Genomic DNA, 18,479 nt, shown 5'->3' with positions numbered 1-18,479 from the left:
CCGGGGGAGGAAGCTATGGCAATACCGGAATTACCAAAGGAATATGATCAGCTGGATCAATGGAAGACGCTGATGTTTCTGTACAGTTCAGCGCTTCAGGAGGTCCAGACAAGGGTCAATATCTTGAGTGATGAATTTCATCATATCAACCACTATAATCCCATTGAACACGTAAAAGCCAGGATCAAGACGCCGGAGAGCATCGTGAAGAAACTGAAGCGCCTGGGGTTCGAGGCTACCATCGACAATATGTATAGGGAGCTTCATGATATCGCCGGCGTGCGGATCATCTGTTCCTTCACATCTGATATCTATTATCTGGCGGATGCCATTTCCAGGCAGAATGATGTGAACGTGCTGATGGTCAAGGACTATATCGCCAATCCAAAGCCCAACGGCTACCGCAGTTACCACATGGTCATTTCTGTGCCGATCTATTTGTCCAGCGGGCAGGTGGAGATGAAGGTAGAGATACAGATACGGACCATAGCCATGGACTTCTGGGCCAGCTTAGAACATAAGATCCATTATAAGTTTGAAGGGGCGGCTCCGTCCCACATGCGTGAGAACCTGAAGGAATGTGCCGATATGGTGGCGCTTTTGGATGAACGGATGATGGCTCTCAATGAGTCTCTGCAGGAGGCCGGGGAACCGGAGGACGACAGCCAGGCGCAGCCGTAGCGGGACTCGCGGAGAGAGGAGACAATATGAGCAATTTGCGGGTATGGATCGCGGGAGCCAAAGGACAGGTGGGCTCTGCGATATACAAGATGCTTCATGAGGACGCCGAGATGGAAGTCCTGACCTCTGACATGGATGTGGATATTACCAGTCTGGAAATGGTGATCTCCTTTGCCAACATGAACCATCCGGACGTGGTGATAAACTGCGCCGGAATGACGGATCTGGCTGCCTGCGAACGGAATGTGGAGGCGGCATACCGGGTAAACGCTCTTGGGGCGAGGAATCTGGGGATTGCGGCCAGAAAGATCAACGCGAAGCTGATTCATATCTCTACGGATGATGTGTTTGACGGTACGGCACAGCATCCTCTGACGGAGTTCGACCGGGTGAATCCCAAGACCGTATATGGAAAATCCAAACTGGCCGGAGAAATGTTTATACGGGAATTGGTGCCAAAACACATGGTAGTGAGAAGTTCCTGGATTTATGGGAATACTAAGAATAACTTTGTCAGTTATATTCTGGAGGGACTGCTCACGGAGGATACGATTTTTGTGCCGACAGACCAGATAAGCACCCCGACAAGCGCTGTGGATCTGGCCGACTTCATCGTAAAGCTGGTGGATTCCGCGGAATATGGGATTTACCATGCTTCCTGTGAAGGTATGTGCAGCCGTTATGAATTTGCCAAGGAGATTGTGAGGCTGTCCGGGAAAGCGGTCAATATTGAACCTCTTGCCGCCGGAGAAAATCCGTCAGTTGTGAACAGGCCCAGATATACACTGCTCGATAATTTCATGCTCAGGGTATCCGGCATCTATGAGATGCCCCATTGGAAGGATTCCCTGGAGAAGTTCATGTCTGGGAGGGAGAAGGAGTAAATGACGGAAAAGAAGAAGAAAACGGGGCTTACCACAAAGATATTTATCGGGCTTTTGCTGGGGGCTCTGGCAGGCGTTCTTCTTCATTATCTCGTTCCTGAAGGATACATCAGGGATACTGTGCTTGTGGGAGGCATTTTCAGAGTGGCGGGAGACGGTTTCCTGCGCCTGATGCAGATGCTTGTGGTTCCTCTTGTTTTCTGTTCCCTGGTCTGTGGCAGCTCTGCCATAGGCGATACTAAGAGCCTCGGAAAGGTGGGAGTCAAGACCCTCCTGTTTTATCTGGTGACGACGGCGCTGGCCATCACGGTGGCGCTGATGATCGGAAACTTGATAAATCCGGGGCTCGGCTTGGATATATCGGAGCTGCAGTCTGTAAAAGTCGCTCCGGTTGAACCGGTCTCGGCGGCGGATACTCTGCTGGGCATCATACCCAAGAACCCGGTACAAGCCCTTGCGGAAGGGAATATGCTCCAGATCATCCTGTTCGCGCTGATCGTGGGCATCATCCTGGCGAAGCTGGGAGAGCGGGCGGATGTGGTATCCAATTTTATTTCTCAGTTTAATGATGTGATGATGGAAATGACCATGATGGTGATGAAGGCGGCGCCCGTGGGGGTATTCTTCCTGGTCGCTAAGACCTTTACCAATATTGGCTTCGGAGCATTTGCCCATCTTCTTAAATATATGGCGGGAGTCATGCTCGCCCTTCTGATCCAGTGCTGTGTGGTCTATATGGTGATGCTGAAGGCATTTACCGGGGCAAGTCCTGTTAAATTTCTGAAGAAATTTGTACCGGTCATGGGTTTCGCCTTTTCCACAGCGACATCCAACGCGACGATCCCGCTCTCCATTGATACGTTGGCAAAAAAGATGGGGGTGACGAAGCGAATCTCTTCTTTCACAATTCCCCTCGGAGCCACGATCAATATGGATGGAACGGCTATCATGCAGGGCGTGGCTGTCGTATTTGCGGCGCAGGCTTTCGGAATTCCCATGGGGATTCGGGAATATGCGATGGTGATCGCGACTGCCACACTTGCGTCTGTTGGAACCGCGGGCGTTCCCGGCGTGGGTCTGGTGACGCTCACCATGGTATTTACCTCTGTGGGCCTTCCGGTGGAAGCCATAGGAATCATCATGGGGATCGACAGGATCCTGGATATGAGCAGGACGGCGGTCAATGTCACCGGAGATGCCGTATGTACCACGATTGTTGCTCATCAGTCGGGAGGGTTTGATAAAGAGATATTCAACGATATGGCATAAGGAAGATTTTCTGACTACTAAAATTTTAGGATGGAAATGTACTTTAGAAACTATAGTTCCGGGCTTACTTTTTTAAAATTCTTTTGTCAAAGTTCCCCAATTTGATGTTTTTTTCCGAATACAAAAAGGGTGTTGACAGTCTTGGCTTCTTGAGAAATAATGAGGATAGATGGCGACGCTACATGGGGGTGTAGGCGATACCGAACTCAAAGATTTTTCAAGAAAAAAGGAGGATTTCGTTATGGGTAAGTATAATCCTTACGACAACGTGCTGGCAGTAGTAGAAAACGCAGCAAAGGTTTTAGGATACGAAGAGAGCGACTATGAAGCACTTAAGTATCCCGAGAGAGAATTAAAGGTTTCTATTCCGGTACAAATGGATGACGGCAGTGTTAAGGTATTTGAAGGCTTCCGTGTTCAGCACTCCACCAGCCGCGGACCGGCTAAGGGCGGTGTTCGTTTCCATCCGAATGTAAACCAGGATGAAGTAAAGGCACTTGCGGCATGGATGACATTCAAATGTGCCGTAGTGAATATTCCCTATGGCGGTGCAAAGGGCGGCGTTATCTGCGACCCTACTGTTTTGTCAGAAGGAGAAATGAGAAGGATCACCAGAAGATTTACTGCTATGATCGCTCCCATCATCGGGCCGGATCAGGATGTTCCCGCTCCCGACGTAGGAACCAACGCTAAGGTCATGGGCTGGATGATGGATACATATAGTATGTTAAAGGGACATTGTGTTCCCGGCGTAGTGACAGGCAAACCCATTGAAATCGGCGGCGCTCTTGGACGCAGCGAAGCTACTGGACGCGGCGTTATGATCACTGCTAAGAATACTCTGGCTAAGCTGGGCATGGAAATGGCTGGAACGCCGGTTGTAGTACAGGGCATGGGTAATGTTGGAAGCATTTCCGCTAAGCTGCTCCATGCAGAAGGTATGAAAGTGATCGGCGTCAGCGACGTATCCGGCGGCCTTTACTGCAAGGATGGCCTGGATATCCCTGGAATTCTGGAATATCTGAAGACGCCCAAGGCTCTCCTGGAAGGCTACAATGCTCCCGGAGTTGAGCACATCGCCAATGAAGCTCTTCTGGAGCTTGAGACGACCGTATTGGTGCCCGCAGCATTGGAAAACCAGATTCACGGCGGCAATGCAGACAAATTAAACTGCAAGATCATCATTGAAGCTGCCAACGGTCCTACTACCGTAGAAGCTGACGAGATTCTTAAGAAGAGAGGCATTCTTCTGATTCCCGATATTCTTGCCAATGCAGGCGGCGTAGTTGTATCCTACTTTGAGTGGGTACAAAACATCCAGTCCATGTATTGGACAGAAGAAGATGTGAATAAGAGACTGAAAGAGATCATGGACCGCGCTTTTGAAGCCGTTTGGGATATCTCAAAGGAAAAAGGCGTAGAACCCAGAATCGGCGCATATCTCATCGCGATCAAGAGAACAGTTGAAGCCAAGAAGCTGAGAGGCATCTGGCCGTAATGCGGTGATACCGTAATTTTCATAAGACATCTACATATTCAACATATTACCTCATAATAGGGCTGGCCGTCAGGCCGGCTCTATTGTATTCTTATTACATAGGAAACATCGTTCCCTATGTAACAAAATGCTCCGCAGGCGGAAAATCCCGCTGACGGGATTCTTTGTTCTGGATCATAAGAAAGGAACTAAATATGAAGACATGGAAAGTCATTGCAAAAGTGTTTGGAATATTGCTGCTGCTTCTGGCGGCAGCAGCGGGAGGCTACGTGGCCTATATGCAGTTTCAGTATTATCGGATAGAGGATGACCAGGAAATCGACACGGAAAACAACCGGGACGATAAGCTCCGGACAGGCGTGCCCTATACCATTATGACCTATAACATGGGATTTGGGGCATATTCCCAGGATTATTCCTTTTTCATGGATACCGGTGAGATGCTGGACGGTACAAAGACCACAGGAAAGTCCTCCCGGGCAGAATCCAGGGAGGAGGCCATGGCCAATACGGAGGGCAGCATCGGGCTTTTGAAACAGGAGAACACAGATTTTATGTTTGTGCAGGAAGTGGATGAAAAGGCTACCAGAAGCTATCAGATCGATCAGGTGCAGATGCTCCGGGACGCGTTTCCCGAATATGGTTCAGCTTTTGCGTGCAATTTTCACAGCGCATATTTGTTTTATCCCCTGCTGGAGCCGCACGGAGCCGTCAAAGCAGGCATGCTGACCTTCAGTAAATACCAGATAGCAGAAAATACCAGAAAGCAGTTTCCGGTGGATAATTCCTTTTTTACAAAGTTCACAGATCTGGACAGGTGCTTTATGATCAGCCGGATCCCTTTGGAAGACGGCAGGGAACTACTGCTGATACAGGTTCACTTAAGCGCCTATGATAAGGGAGGAAAGATTCGGACGAAGCAGCTGGAGACCTTGAATCAGGCGCTTAAGGAGGAGAGGGAAAAGGGAAATTATGTGATCGTGGGCGGAGATTTCAACCATGATATTGCCGGTTCCATAGACACCTTCCCCACAGAACAGAAGATACCGGAATGGGTATATCAGCTGGATGATTCACAGCTGGCGGAAGGATACCATTTTGTCGTGGCCGAGAACGCTGAGGAGGTGCCCAGCTGCCGCGGGGCAGATATTCCGTATGAAAAGGGAGTCACTTATACGGCTATAGTGGATGGGTTCATTGTTTCCGACGGGATTTTGGCAGAGGCGGAAAATCTGGATGCACAATTTGGTTTTTCAGACCATAATCCGGTAAAAATGACATTTACCCTGGATTAAATGACGGGCTGTATAAAAACTCTGTTAAGTTGTTGATTCCTCGGAAAGAATATGCTATAATCTAACAGGTTGGTCTTGTCAATTAATTCACAATACCAAAGCTGTTTAACCACTGCTATTTATAGAAAGCATGAGAGAGAAAAGGAGAACTAACAACTATGGATTACGCAAAAGAATCCCTGCGCCTCCACGCTGAATGGAAGGGCAAAATTGAAGTAGTAGCTACAGTACCGGTTGAGACAAAGGACGATCTGTCCCTGGCCTATACTCCCGGTGTTGCGCAGCCCTGCCTGGAGATCCAGAAGGATGTTGAAAAGAGCTATGACCTGACACGCCGTCACAATATGTGTCTGGTGGTGACGGATGGAACCGCTGTTCTTGGTCTGGGAGATATCGGCCCTGAGGCAGGCATGCCGGTCATGGAAGGAAAGTGCGTATTGTTTAAGGCGTTTGGAGATGTAGATGCGTTTCCCCTCTGCATTAAAAGCAAGGATGTGGATGAGATCGTAAATACAATCTATCTGATCTCAGGTTCCTTCGGTGGAGTAAACCTGGAGGACATTGCCGCTCCCAGATGCTTTGAGATTGAGAAGAAGCTGAAAGAAAAATGTGATATCCCGGTTTTCCATGACGATCAGCATGGAACCGCCATCATCACTCTGGCAGGTCTCAACAATGCCATGAAGGTGGTCGGAAAGAAAAAAGAGGATGTGAAGATTGTAGTCAACGGCGCTGGAGCTGCTGCCATTTCCATTACGAAGCTTCTGTTATCCGACGGCTATAAGGACGTCATCCTGTGCGACAGGAAGGGTGCGATCTATGAAGGCCGTAAGGAAGGAATGAACCCCATTAAGGAAGAGATGGCCCAGCTCACCAACAAAGACAAGAAAGCGGGCTCCCTGGCAGACGTACTTGCCGGTGCGGATGTGTTTATCGGTGTATCGGCTCCCGGTGTACTGACCACAGAGATGGTTAAGACCATGGCAAAGGATGCTGTCATATTTGCATGTGCGAACCCTACTCCGGAGATCTTCCCGGAGGATGCGAAGGCCGGCGGAGCGAAAGTCATTGCCACGGGCAGGAGCGATTTCCCCAATCAGGTAAACAATGTACTGGCATTCCCCGGCGTATTCCGCGGAACCTTTGACGTCCGCGCGAGGGACATCAACGATGCCATGAAGATTGCGGCAGCCAATGCCCTGTCCAGTTTGATCTCCGATGAAGAGCTGTCACCGGAATATATCATTCCCAAGGCTTTTGACAAGAGAGTCGGTCCCGCTGTGGCGAAGGCAGTTGCCCAGGCCGCGAGAGACAGCGGAGTAGCAAGGCTGTGATCCTTTCGGCGGAAGATAGATTCAAACGAAATCGATAGAAACGTAAAGAAGCATCTGAAGGGGCACTTCACATAAGGAAGTGTCCCTTCGGGTATCTATAAGTATTTGTAATGACGGTTGGATATGATGAATTTGTAGTAAGAATTAAATTATAATGGAGGAAAACTACAATGAAATCATTGTTTGAACACAACGGCGGTACTTACTGCAAGCAAGGCGATTATCTGATTCAAAATTTTTTATTTGAATACTTTCAAATTCCATAATGACCTCCATCCACTATTTACTGTCCATTTTTATTGCCACTCGTGCTCATTCACAATCGCATCAAATACTGGCTCAAGGAAAGTCCGAATATCATCAATCACAATAGCAAACTCAAGTGAATTATCCTTGATATTCTTCAAGAAATATTTCCATCGTTTCTGCATATCCTCATCTTCGGCAAGTAAAACAATCCGTTTGAAGCTATTCTTATCATAGGGCGTTCCACGCCGCTGCAAGGTTTCAAAAATTGCCGTCTGCAATCTTGCTCCATCAAAATCAAAAGCTCGTGCCAGATAATAAATATCATAAAAATCTTTCATTCTACCTGTCAGTTCAAATCGTTGCAAGATAGCATCAAACTTTTCGGCTATGGTACTTTCAAGAGAGTAGGTCATAATTACAGGAGCTTCAAAGTCTGGAAGTTGTGTATTGATTTTGCGTTTCCCGGCTCGTGGAACTATAACATCTCCAACGCCAATATCCGCATTAAAAGGTACACGGACATTTTTCTTTGAGTCTTTTACATACCCCTGTATTGCCTTATTAAAAATTTCTTTATCCATCTTATTCATATTTCGCAGCACATCACAAACGGTACGGTCACGGTCATAAATACGGACATCAAATATCCGTTTTTTACTCAAAGTCAATGATAGTAAATTGAACACTTTAAATAGTTAAAATGGGTAGTTAAATAGAGAGTGATAGGTGTGTTGACATACATGCAATCTGCATGATATACTATACATGCAGAATGTATGTATAGGAGGTGGAATTTTGCCACGAAATAAATATCCAGAAGAAACTGTTCAAAAAATACTAGACGCGTCTTTGAAACTTTTTTTAGGAAAGGGATATGAGGAAACAACAGTATTAGATATCATAAGTGAAATGGGAGGACTGACTAGAGGAGCTTTTTACCACCATTTTAAATCAAAGGAAGAGGTCTTTGACGCTTTGTGTGAAAAACTTTTCTCTGAAACTAATCCTTTTGAAAAAGCCAAAAGTCATAAAGAATTAAATGGATTGGAAAAATTAAAATTCGTCTTAAAAACTTCGTTTGATGAAACGGAACATCATCAATTAAGTATCGCTTCAATGCAACTTATGGGAAGTCCAGCTTTTTTAAAGAAATTGATTGAAAGCAATCAGGAATTAGCTCTTATGTATCAAGAATTGATAGAAGAAGGAATGCAGGATGGCTCTATAAGAACAGAACATGCAAAATTACTGGCAGAGTTATTTGTTCTTTTAACTAACTTCTGGTCGATACCTACTATATATCCAATGACAACAGAGGAAACATGGGAAAAGTTCTTAATGATCAAAGACATCATGGACAAATCAGGACTTCCAGTAATCGACGATGAAATCGTTGAACTATGCAAAGAAAATGCATAGGGAAAATAAGATTGTCGTAAGGCAATTTTATTTTTTTAAAATATACATACATGTAACATGTATAATTCTAAAGGAGATTAATATGAAATTCTATATTAAGCAAAATAAAGTTTTATTTATAGTAACTATTTTAGTAAATGTAATTGCTTCTTTAGGTTATGTGTTTATGGCTATACTCTTACAGCAGCTATTAGACATAGCCTTGGGAAAAGATATGCAACATTTTGTAAGAATGGTTTTGTTTTCTATCTTTTATTTTGCTGTACTGGGGATATTTCTATATCTTCAATCTCTGCTCAGCAAAAAGGTTATATGTAAAATCATGCGTCAAATTCGCTCTGATGTATTCCAAGGAACCGTTAATCACAGTATAGAAGATTTCAACAAGAAGAATACTGCTGATTATATTTCCATTATTACAAATGATGTAAAAATGATAGAAGATAACTATTTGCTACCTCTTTTTGAAGTAGTTCAATATGCGGTTATTTTTACTGCGTCATTCTTGTTAATGATTTATTTTGATATTATCGTTACTGTTTATGTTATAGCAGCGATTGCCATAATGTTTCTTATTCCTGGTTTTCTGGGAAATTCATTGGAAAAAAGACAAAAGAGATATTCCTCAAAACTGGCAGATTTTACAGTCAGCCTGAAAGATATGCTGTCTGGATTTGAAATTATTAAGTCCTATTCCATGAAACGATATGTAATTCAGCGATTTAACAAAGAGAATGATGAAACAATTAACTCTAAATACAGTGTCGATAGATTGCTTGCATTAAATGAGGGGGTATCTTCTTTTCTTGCTCTTATGGTTCAGATAGTTGTTTTATTTTTATCTGCCTATTTCATCATTACAGGACGTATAACAGTAGGTACATTGTTAGGAATGGTACAAGTAAGTAGTAATTTAGCCAATCCTCTTGTGATGATATTTACTAATATTCCAAAGATAAAAAGTATACAGCCTATTGTTGAAAAATTGCAAAGTATCTCTCAATATTCATTGTCACATTTACAAAAAGAACATATCAGTTCATTTGATTTTTGTGTTTGCACTAAAGACTTAGGTTTTTCCTATGATAAGCAAAAAGAGGTTTTAAATGAAATAAATTGTACTATTGAAAAAGGAAAAAAATATGTTGTTGTGGGAAAAAGTGGTTGCGGGAAAAGCACTCTTATTAAATTATTAGCGGGCTATTATTCTGATTATGCAGGTACAATCAAATACGATAATAGGGAATTAGGTTTACTTGATAGAAATGATGTGGCCCAACTATCTTCAATAATTCATCAGAATATTTATATGTTTGATGAGACTATACATGACAATATATGCCTACATGAAGATTATCCACAGGAAATGATTGATAATGTCGTAATGGAAAGTGGACTAGCTGAATTTATATCAGAGATTCCAGAGGGATTGTTGCATCAAGTAGGAGAAAATGGAGCTGATTTATCTGGCGGGCAAAAGCAAAGAATCGCAGTTGCACGGGCTTTGATTAGAAATAAACCGATTTTGATATTAGATGAGGGTACATCTGCTGTCGATATGCAAACGGCATATGATATTGAAAACCGGTTATTACAGATAAAAGATTTAACGATTATTACGATCACTCATCATTTAAGGACAGAACTATTAGAAAAATACGATACGATTATCTGTATGGATTATGGCAAAATTATCGAAAAAGGAACATTCAATGAACTTGTAAGCAATAATTCAATTTTCTTAAATAATCTAAGCTAATATGTTATGCCCTAACGTTCCCTCTAAACCCGTTTTGAGTTTGGAGGGATTTTTTGCGTTTATCTGTACCTGCCATTTTGCCGCTTCTTTTTTTGCTCTTGAACAGATATTAGATAAAGATATAAAAATACTATATTTTTTCCAAAAATTGTCATATTGTAGTCGGATTGTGAGAGCTTTATACTGGAATCAACTTAATTATAGCAAATATTTGAAAGGGGGAAAAGGATATGCCAGGACCGGGAGCATTTTGGATCGGTGAGGAAGAGATCAACGAGGTAGTAGATGTTTTGAAAAGCGGGCATTTATCACGTTATGGTAAGCTGGAGGACCCGAATTTCAGACATAAGGTAATTTCTTTTGAGGAGGAATTCGCAAAATTTTCGGGAGCCAGGCACTGCCTGGCCGTATCCGGAGGAACCAGCGCCCTCATTAACTGTCTGATATCCATGGGAGTGGGGCCGGGAGACGAAGTGATTGTACCGGGGTATACGTTTGTGGCGACTATGTCGGCTGTTCTGTTTGCAAAGGCGATACCGATTCTGGCGGAGATCGACGATTCCCTGACCATGGATCCAGATGATTTTGAGAGGAAGATCACACCGAGGACCAAAGCGGTCATCCCGGTACATATGCTTGGAAATCCGTGCAGGATGGACAGAATCATGGAGATCGCTGACAGACACGGTATTGCGGTTCTGGAGGACAGCTGTCAGGCCTGCGGCGCTACTTACAGGGGCCGGCCGGTCGGCTCATTCGGTAAGATGTCGGCGTTTTCCCTCAATATTTTCAAGACTATCACGGCAGGAGACGGGGGCATGCTGACCACGAACGACGATGAATTATTTACCAGAGCTTTTGCCTTTCATGATCAGGGCCATCTTCCTTACCGGGCCGGAGCGGAGATAGGCGGGCGGACTATCATCGGGATGAACCAGAGGGTGAACGAGGTGAGCGGAGCGGTGGCATTGGCTCAGGTACGCAAGCTGCCGCTGATCGTCAGTACACTCCGAAGAAATAAGGAAAGGCTGAAAAGCAGGCTGCAGGGCCTTCCGGGATTTAAGTTCCGCACCATTAATGATGAAGGGGAGTGCGGCACGATCCTGACACTGATCTTTGATACGAAAGAACTGGCGGAGCGTTTCTGCAGGGAAGTGAACACAAAGGTGGTATATGAGTCCGGATGGCACGTCTATGCCCATATGGAACAGATACTTGGCAAATGCACTTCCACCGCGTTTAAATGTCCCTATGAATGCCCTGTATATGGAAGGGAAGTCAACTATACTTCTGATATGCTGCCGAAAACGGATGATATTCTCATGCGAAGCGTAAATATCAGCGTGGGCGTGGTCGACGCGGCGCTGGCCGCGGGATTTGGCGTCAATATAAACTCCACGGACGCGGAAATAGACAGAGCGGCGGACAAAATGGGAGAAGTCCTAAGAAAAATCAGTCTCTGAGAAAAGCTCTCGGAGAGAAGGAGGAACAGGTATGAATTTTAATGTCGGTATTGATTTTCTGATAAAAGAAAATCCAGTGGGAGCTATTTTCGGGGACGATGAGATCAACGCGGTCGCACGGGTGATGCGTTCCGGGAAAACTCTGGCTTATGGAGAGAACCGAGACCAGTTTGAGGCGGAGTTCGCAGAATATGTTGGCGCAGAACATTGTATCACTACATCCTCTGGTACGACAGCTCTGGATCTGGCGGTCATGATCCTCTGCTTAAAGGAAGGAGACGAGGTGATCTCCACTCCTCAAAGCTTCCGGGCTACCTATTTAAAGCTGGCCAGTAAAAATATCACCATCAAGTTCGCGGATGTTTTTCCGGATACCTTGAATATGGACCCGTCGACTATCGAAGATAAGATCACAGACAGGACAAAGGCTATCATGATCATGGATTACGCCGGTAATCCCAATGATATGGACGCGATCATGGCGATTGCCAGAAAACACGATCTGAAGGTAATAGAAGACGCCGCCCATGCTCCGGGAGCTGGCTACCGCGGGCGTAAGATAGGCTCCATCGCAGATCTGACCTGCTTTTCCTTCCAGTCTTTAAAAAATATGTCCCTGGGCGGTGAGGGAGGCGCAGTCACTACGAATGATGACGAGCTGGCGGCCGCGGCTCTGGAAATACGGGCATATGGGATACTCGGTGAAAAAAAGGAAAGAGAAACGCCGTGTATCGGGCCTTATAAGCCCTTAAAGCATATCTATGATCACGCCAGTTTTTCTTATACCCATGACTGGACTCATATCGACGAGATCGGAACTAATATGAGGATTACCGAAATGCAGGCGGCTATAGGCCTGGTACAGCTTGCGAAGCTGGATAAGTTCAATGAAATGAGAATTGCCATCGCACAAAAATATAATGAAGCGTTCAATCAGGTGGAGGGACTTAGGACCTTAAAGATAGATCCTCAAGACCGCTGCGTATATCATTTATATCCGGTCTTCATCGATCCGGAGGTCTTGGGAGTGGACCTGCAGGGCTTCATCGATTATCTGCAGTTTGAAAAACGCATTCAGATCATTCTTCGATTCTTCCCGGCTACAGTTTCTGACTATATGGTCTACAAAGGACACAAACTGGGAGAATCTCCCGTGTGCGAAAAGGTATGGTTTGAGCAGCAGGTCAACATCCCGATCAATCCCAAGATGACGGAAGCTGAAGTTGCCTATGTCATCAGCAGCGTAGTGGAGGCAGCGGAACACTTCAAGTCAAAAAAGTGAGAGAGGTGATTTCATAAGTGGAGGAACAGGAATATGTTTTGAAGCTGGAAGGGATCAAGAAAAGCTATTATGGAGTGTATGCCCTGGACGATGTGGACTTTGCAGTAAAAAAAGGGACAATACATGCGCTGATGGGTGAAAATGGGGCCGGGAAATCCACTTTAGTGAAGGTGATCGCCGGAGTACACCGGCCTGATGAAGGAAAAGTTTTTCTGAAAGGGCAGGAGGTATCCTTTTCAAACCCCGGCCAGTCCATCGACCATGGCATTGCGATGATCTACCAGGAGCTGAATCCCATACTTGATATGACCGTGGCGGAAAATCTCTATCTTGGAAGAGAACCCATGAAAAAAAGATATGCCGTCATAAACGATAAAAAAATGTACCGGGATGCAAAGGAATTATTGAAGAAGGTATCTCTGGACGTGGATCCCAGAATGAATATGAGACTTTTGTCCGTGGCTCAGCATCAGCTGGTGGAGATTGCGAAAGCAATCGACCGGAACGCGGAGCTGATCATTATGGATGAACCTACTTCGGCCTTGTCTGAGAGGGAAATCGAGGGCCTGTTCCAGATCATGCGGGAGCTAAAGAACCAGGGGTGCACTATCATTTATATCAGTCATAAACTGGATGAAGTCTTTCAGGTGTCAGATGAAGTCACGGTTTTGAGGGACGGACATTATGTGGGGACGTTCTTTACGCGGGAGCTGGATAAAAACCAGCTGATAAAGAAAATGGTGGACAGGGAGCTGACGGAGATATTTCCGGTTCGCAGGAAAAAACCGTCGGACAAAATCAAGCTGTCCGTGGAAGGATTATCCCGGAAAAATGAATTTGACAATATAAGTTTTGAAGTATACGAGGGAGAAATCCTGGGTATGGTGGGCCTCATGGGAGCGGGCAGGACAGAGATCGCCCAGGCCGTCTTTGGATGTACGAGGCCGGACAGCGGCCACATACGGATAGACGGAAGGGAAGTGCATATCCGGACACCGAAGGACGCGGTGAGACACCGCATGGGATTCGTGACAGAAGACAGGAAGCTGACCGGACTTGTGCTCCCCATGAGTGTAAAGGACAACGTCACTCTGGCACACCTGGAAAAGCTCTGTGCCGGCAGATATTTCATACGGAAAAAGGAAGAGAAGGAGCTGGCGGAAAAATATGTGAAAAAGCTCCGGACGAAGGTTACAGGGCTGGATCAGCTGGTCCAGAACCTGAGCGGCGGGAACCAGCAAAAGGTGGTACTGGGTAAATGGCTGATGAACGTGCCGGAGATACTGATACTGGATGAGCCTACTAGGGGAATCGATGTCGGAGCGAAATCTGAAATTTATCAGCTGATCGCGGATCTGGCAGACGCGGGGATCACGGTCATTATGATTTCCTCGGAAATGGAAGAAATTCTTGGATTATGTGACCGCATGGTGGTGTTTCATGAAGGACATAAAAGCGGAGAGGCGATGAGGGCGGACACCACGCAGGAGCAGCTTCTGGTAATGGCGACGAGCTGATAGGAGCATAAGAGTAAAGGGATGGGAGGAACAGTATGGATCCTATAAATCATAATTCAGGAGAACCCACAAGGAGCAAGTATAAACAAAGCCGGATATTCATGGCGAAATATGGAATTGTGATCGCATTTGTCATATTCTGTCTGATATTGAGTATTTCCACCAGGGGACGTTTTTTAAACATCGGAAATATCCTGAACGTTCTCAGGCAGGTGTCCATCAATGGCATACTGGCAATAGGCATGACCTTTGTCATCCTAACAGGAGGAATCGACTTGTCCGTCGGCGCCACGGTGGCCCTGTCCGGCTTTATCTGTGCCAGCGTTTACAAGGCAGGCTGGGGGCTGCCTGCAGTGTTTGCTCTGACTGTCCTGTGCGGAGGTCTCATAGGGCTGATAAACGGCTATTTTGTGGCGGACCATTCTCTGGCGCCTTTTATCGTGACCCTGGGCGTACAAACTATGGTGAGAGGTTTTACATATATTTATTCAGACGGAAAGCCGATCTCACAGTTCACGGGTAATTTTGTGGAAATCGGACAGGGCAGCTTTCTTGGCATTCCCATACCGGTCTGGATTTTACTGATTACTTTTTTAATCTCCTGCTTTATATTGTATAAGACTAAAATGGGACGGTATGTGTTCGCGGTAGGAGGCAATTTAAATGCGGCGCTGTATTCCGGCGTGAGGACTAAGAGCATCCTGCGGTTTGCGTATTGTTATTGCGGCCTGATGAGCGGCCTGGCGGCCGTAGTCCTGACATCCAGAGTATCGGCGGCCCTGCCGCAGGCGGGGCTGGCTTACGAGTCTGACGCGATCGCCGCGGTGGTCATAGGCGGTACCAGTCTTTCTGGAGGGAAAGGGAGGCTCTGGGGCACCATAGTTGGAGCTCTGCTGATCGGGGTGATCACCAACGGGCTGGACCTGCTCTCTGTTTCTTCCTATATCCAGCAGGTGGTGAAGGGAGCCATCATCATCGGAGCCATATTGTTTGACAGGTTTACAAATCGGACGAATTAGCAGATAAGGAGGGTATTGAATGAAAAAGATGAAAAAGGCAATGGCGCTCATCATGTGTTTCGTTTTATGTATGGGAGCGCTGGCAGGCTGTTCGGGAAAACCGACCGCCGCGAAGGAGACCACCAAGGCAGGGCAGGATGAAACGACGACGGCAGAATCACAGGGAGCTTCCGCAGTGCAGAAAGCCGTGGAAAAGGCGGGAGATAAAGATCACATCGTGATTGGTACGTCTATTTATTTCATGACAGAATTCTGCGTGCTCATGGTAGAAGGAATGCAGGAGGAAGCGGAACGGCAGAACGCGGAACTGGTGGTACTGGATGCCAAGAATGACGCCTCTCTGCAGCTGAACCAGATTGAGAACCTGATCTCTCAGCAGGTGGACAGCATCATCATATCGCCGGTGAATTCGGACGCGGCAGAACCGGCCCTGGATTTATGTGAAGCAGCGGGAATTCCCATATCGGCAGTAAATATGACGATCACCACAGACCGGGACTATTACTATGTGGGACCGAACGAGATCCAGGCCGGCGAGCTGGCGGCCCAGTGGCTGATCGACAACGTGGGAGAGGACGCTAAGGTTTGTATTATCCAGGGGCCTATCGGCTGTTCGGCACAGATTTTCCGGGATGAGGGCATCTTTAATGTATTGGATGAACATCCGGGGGTCGAAGTCCTGGCCATTAAACCGGGAGACTGGAATCGGAATACCGCCGTTTCCCTGACGGAGAACTGGCTGACTACTTATGGGGATGAATTGGATGCGATCATTTCCCATGATGACGATATGGGGCTTGGAGTCGTGCGTGCGCTGCAGTCAGCCGGCAAATTGAAAGACATGAAGGTGATCGCGTGCGCCGACGGGATAGAGGAGGCGTGTGAATCGGTGAAAGCAGGAGAAATGTCTGTTACCTTTTTCCAGGACGTATTCCGGGAAGGAGAATTATCCGTGGAAATGGCGGCGAAGCTGGCGCGCGGAGAAAAAATAGAGGAACAGCAGGTGCTGATCGATATGATTCCCACGGAAAAGGAGTACGCGCAGGAACTGCTGGAGGACTACTACGGACCCAGAAAATAGACTATTATAAATCAGACATGTGCTAATGGCTGATCGGCAGAAAGAAATAAAGGGCGAATGCTCCAAATGTTTTGGAGCACTCGCTCTTGATGTCGTTATATTAATATTAACTATTTGAAAGGAGCCGCTTATGCTGACAGTTTTGATTTCTGACGATGAGCCGGACGTGTGCCAGCTGATCGCTCATTTAATAGATTGGCAGGCGATGGATCTGGAGCTGGCGGGAATCGCCGCAAATGGTTTGGACTGCCTGGATAAGATCAAACACTTCCGTCCGGACATAGTCATTACAGACATCCGCATGCCAGGCCTGGACGGCCTGGATCTGATCCGAAAGGTTCATGAAGCCGGGATCCGGCCGTATTTCATCATCATCAGCGGATATCAGCATTTTCAGTACGCGCAGCAGGCCATCCGCTATGAGGTAGAGGATTATCTTCTGAAGCCGATAGGAAAGGCAGAGCTCACCTACTGCCTGGAGAACATTGTCCGGAAGATACGGGTAAACCAGGAAAAAGCCTCTGCCGCCGAGGAAAAAGAGCTGCTGTTCAAGGAAAGCAGGCAGCGGCTGCAGGGACACTTGGTGACGGTGCTTCTCCACCGGCCGGGCGCCTGCAGTTCTATGGATATCCGGAGTCTGAACGAGACCTTTCATACAGCGTTTCAGGAAGGGGAGTTTTTGGCTGTATGCATGCAGGCCGGTGGAGCGGAGGGAGTGACGGAGGAGGAACTGGCGTCGGTTCTTAAATATGCGGAAAATACCACGATCCGAATGCTGGCAGAGCAAAAGCTGGAAAATGTGCTGGCGGTCGACGGGTTCCGTCTGTTTGGGATCGTCAATTACAAGGTGGGGGAGGGGATGGCGGCCCGAATGGCGGTTGGCACCGCATACCGTACAGCTCTGGCTTATATAAAAAACCGGAAAGATATTGTCTTGTCCTGTGCCCTAAGCCGTGGGAGAAAAGAGCCGGAAGAATTTATGCTCATGCTGGAGGAGGCCGGGGAAGGGGTGGATTATCAATTGGTATGGGAACCTGGACAAGCGGTCGATATGGAGCAGATTTCCGGCAATGCTGTGGATATGGAAGAAATCTGTCCTCTTCCGGTCAAACGGGATATCGAAAACGCGGCGGCGGCTCTGAATCTGGACAAAATGTGCCGGGGGGTGGATCTTGTCTTCCGTGAATTTCGGAGAAGAGACAACGGAAACCCCAGGTTACTGTTTGAGTTCTGCGGATATCTGGAGGATACCATAAGAAAATCTTTGGAGAACAGCAAGATCCGTGTGGAAATACCACCCGGTATCTTATGTACCCGCGGAGTTTCAGACCTTACGGAAATGAACCGCCGCGTTAAAGAGCAGATTGGAGAATTGTTCGGGCATCTGATACGGGAAAGCGAGTCCAATGATAATCGGCCGGTGCGGACGGCAAAGCAATACATAAGTGAGCATTATATGAAACCAGTCCGGCTGTCGGAGGTGGCGGAGCTGGTCCATATGAATGCCGCGTACTTCAGCACGGTATTCAAAAAAGAGACGGGAGAATCATTCAGCGACTATGTCACAAACCGGCGGATGGAAGCAGCGAAACGGCTTCTGCGCGGTAGTGATCTGCCGATCAGCGTGATAGCGGAAAAGGTGGGGTATACGGAGACGTCATATTTCAGCAGGCTTTTTACGAAGGTTGTTGGAATCAAACCGTCACAGTACAGGAATCTTCATTCTTAG

The 18,479-nt window shown here is 46.6% G+C and carries 15 protein-coding genes; 14 read left to right on the top strand and 1 reads right to left on the bottom strand.

What is annotated here, in order from left to right:
- Positions 1-15 precede the first annotated feature (15 nt).
- From LQE92_RS11295 to LQE92_RS11270, 6 genes are all read left to right on the top strand, one after another.
- The gene (locus tag LQE92_RS11295; RefSeq protein WP_231063062.1) at positions 16-681 is read left to right on the top strand and encodes a GTP pyrophosphokinase; all 666 of its coding nucleotides are present in this window, start codon (positions 16-18) and stop codon (positions 679-681) included.
- 26 nt (positions 682-707) lie between these two features.
- Positions 708-1,565, top strand: coding sequence for a dTDP-4-dehydrorhamnose reductase (gene rfbD, locus LQE92_RS11290; protein WP_231063061.1), 858 nt, complete (start codon positions 708-710; stop codon positions 1,563-1,565).
- Positions 1,566-2,834 carry a dicarboxylate/amino acid:cation symporter gene (locus LQE92_RS11285; protein ID WP_231063060.1) on the top strand — a complete coding sequence of 423 codons (1,269 nt, stop codon included), beginning with the start codon at positions 1,566-1,568 and terminating at the stop codon, positions 2,832-2,834.
- 241 nt (positions 2,835-3,075) lie between these two features.
- Positions 3,076-4,332, top strand: a complete 1,257-nt coding sequence (locus LQE92_RS11280) for a Glu/Leu/Phe/Val family dehydrogenase (protein WP_231063059.1) — start codon at positions 3,076-3,078, stop codon at positions 4,330-4,332.
- Between the two features lie 194 nt (positions 4,333-4,526).
- Positions 4,527-5,627, top strand: coding sequence for an endonuclease/exonuclease/phosphatase family protein (locus LQE92_RS11275; protein WP_231063058.1), 1,101 nt, complete (start codon positions 4,527-4,529; stop codon positions 5,625-5,627).
- Between the two features lie 158 nt (positions 5,628-5,785).
- On the top strand, positions 5,786-6,961 hold the full coding sequence (locus tag LQE92_RS11270) for an NAD(P)-dependent malic enzyme (protein WP_231063057.1): 1,176 nt from the start codon (positions 5,786-5,788) through the stop codon (positions 6,959-6,961).
- A gap of 296 nt (positions 6,962-7,257) precedes the next feature.
- Here LQE92_RS11270 and LQE92_RS11265 read toward each other — a convergent pair whose 3' ends face one another.
- A complete protein-coding gene (locus LQE92_RS11265; protein WP_231063056.1) occupies positions 7,258-7,800 on the bottom strand; it encodes a nucleotidyl transferase AbiEii/AbiGii toxin family protein in 543 nt (180 codons plus the stop codon).
- 205 nt (positions 7,801-8,005) lie between these two features.
- Here LQE92_RS11265 and LQE92_RS11260 point away from each other — a divergent pair, with 205 nt between their 5' ends.
- The 8 genes from LQE92_RS11260 to LQE92_RS11225 all read left to right on the top strand — a co-directional run bounded on the left by LQE92_RS11260 (position 8,006) and on the right by LQE92_RS11225 (position 18,479).
- On the top strand, positions 8,006-8,629 hold the full coding sequence (locus tag LQE92_RS11260) for a TetR/AcrR family transcriptional regulator (RefSeq protein ID WP_231063055.1): 624 nt from the start codon (positions 8,006-8,008) through the stop codon (positions 8,627-8,629).
- Positions 8,630-8,711: 82 nt separating this feature from the next.
- A complete protein-coding gene (locus LQE92_RS11255) occupies positions 8,712-10,388 on the top strand; it encodes an ABC transporter ATP-binding protein (RefSeq protein ID WP_231063054.1) in 1,677 nt (558 codons plus the stop codon).
- Positions 10,389-10,618: 230 nt separating this feature from the next.
- Entirely contained in the window at positions 10,619-11,851 is a 1,233-nt protein-coding gene (locus LQE92_RS11250) for a DegT/DnrJ/EryC1/StrS family aminotransferase (RefSeq protein ID WP_231063053.1), read from the top strand.
- 31 nt (positions 11,852-11,882) lie between these two features.
- Entirely contained in the window at positions 11,883-13,133 is a 1,251-nt protein-coding gene (locus LQE92_RS11245; RefSeq protein ID WP_231063052.1) for a DegT/DnrJ/EryC1/StrS family aminotransferase, read from the top strand.
- Positions 13,134-13,150: 17 nt separating this feature from the next.
- Positions 13,151-14,650: a sugar ABC transporter ATP-binding protein gene (locus LQE92_RS11240; RefSeq protein WP_231063051.1), complete on the top strand. Its 1,500-nt coding sequence runs from the start codon at positions 13,151-13,153 to the stop codon at positions 14,648-14,650.
- Between the two features lie 35 nt (positions 14,651-14,685).
- Positions 14,686-15,669 carry an ABC transporter permease gene (locus tag LQE92_RS11235; protein ID WP_231063050.1) on the top strand — a complete coding sequence of 328 codons (984 nt, stop codon included), beginning with the start codon at positions 14,686-14,688 and terminating at the stop codon, positions 15,667-15,669.
- Between the two features lie 19 nt (positions 15,670-15,688).
- On the top strand, positions 15,689-16,750 hold the full coding sequence (locus LQE92_RS11230) for a substrate-binding domain-containing protein (RefSeq protein WP_231063049.1): 1,062 nt from the start codon (positions 15,689-15,691) through the stop codon (positions 16,748-16,750).
- Between the two features lie 130 nt (positions 16,751-16,880).
- Positions 16,881-18,479, top strand: a complete 1,599-nt coding sequence (locus LQE92_RS11225; protein WP_231063048.1) for a response regulator transcription factor — start codon at positions 16,881-16,883, stop codon at positions 18,477-18,479.

It is taken from the genome of Lientehia hominis, from assembly GCF_021044755.1.
Lineage (GTDB): Bacteria > Bacillota > Clostridia > Lachnospirales > Lachnospiraceae > Lientehia > Lientehia hominis.
The sequence above is the reverse complement of the archived record's forward strand: the minus strand, read 5'-3'. Positions and strand labels throughout refer to the sequence as shown.

Excerpts from the sequence above, each read along its gene's own strand:
- rfbD (WP_231063061.1), top strand. The coding sequence starts at position 708 with ATGAGCAATTTGCGGGTATGGATCGCGGGAGCCAAAGGACAGGTGGGC.
- LQE92_RS11230 (WP_231063049.1), top strand. The coding sequence starts at position 15,689 with ATGAAAAAGATGAAAAAGGCAATGGCGCTCATCATGTGTTTCGTTTTA.
- LQE92_RS11265 (WP_231063056.1), bottom strand. The coding sequence starts at position 7,800 with ATGAATAAGATGGATAAAGAAATTTTTAATAAGGCAATACAGGGGTAT.
- LQE92_RS11245 (WP_231063052.1), top strand. The coding sequence starts at position 11,883 with ATGAATTTTAATGTCGGTATTGATTTTCTGATAAAAGAAAATCCAGTG.
- LQE92_RS11295 (WP_231063062.1), top strand. The coding sequence starts at position 16 with ATGGCAATACCGGAATTACCAAAGGAATATGATCAGCTGGATCAATGG.
- LQE92_RS11280 (WP_231063059.1), top strand. The coding sequence starts at position 3,076 with ATGGGTAAGTATAATCCTTACGACAACGTGCTGGCAGTAGTAGAAAAC.
- LQE92_RS11235 (WP_231063050.1), top strand. The coding sequence starts at position 14,686 with ATGGATCCTATAAATCATAATTCAGGAGAACCCACAAGGAGCAAGTAT.
- LQE92_RS11255 (WP_231063054.1), top strand. The coding sequence starts at position 8,712 with ATGAAATTCTATATTAAGCAAAATAAAGTTTTATTTATAGTAACTATT.
- LQE92_RS11225 (WP_231063048.1), top strand. The coding sequence starts at position 16,881 with ATGCTGACAGTTTTGATTTCTGACGATGAGCCGGACGTGTGCCAGCTG.
- LQE92_RS11250 (WP_231063053.1), top strand. The coding sequence starts at position 10,619 with ATGCCAGGACCGGGAGCATTTTGGATCGGTGAGGAAGAGATCAACGAG.
- LQE92_RS11270 (WP_231063057.1), top strand. The coding sequence starts at position 5,786 with ATGGATTACGCAAAAGAATCCCTGCGCCTCCACGCTGAATGGAAGGGC.
- LQE92_RS11285 (WP_231063060.1), top strand. The coding sequence starts at position 1,566 with ATGACGGAAAAGAAGAAGAAAACGGGGCTTACCACAAAGATATTTATC.
- LQE92_RS11275 (WP_231063058.1), top strand. The coding sequence starts at position 4,527 with ATGAAGACATGGAAAGTCATTGCAAAAGTGTTTGGAATATTGCTGCTG.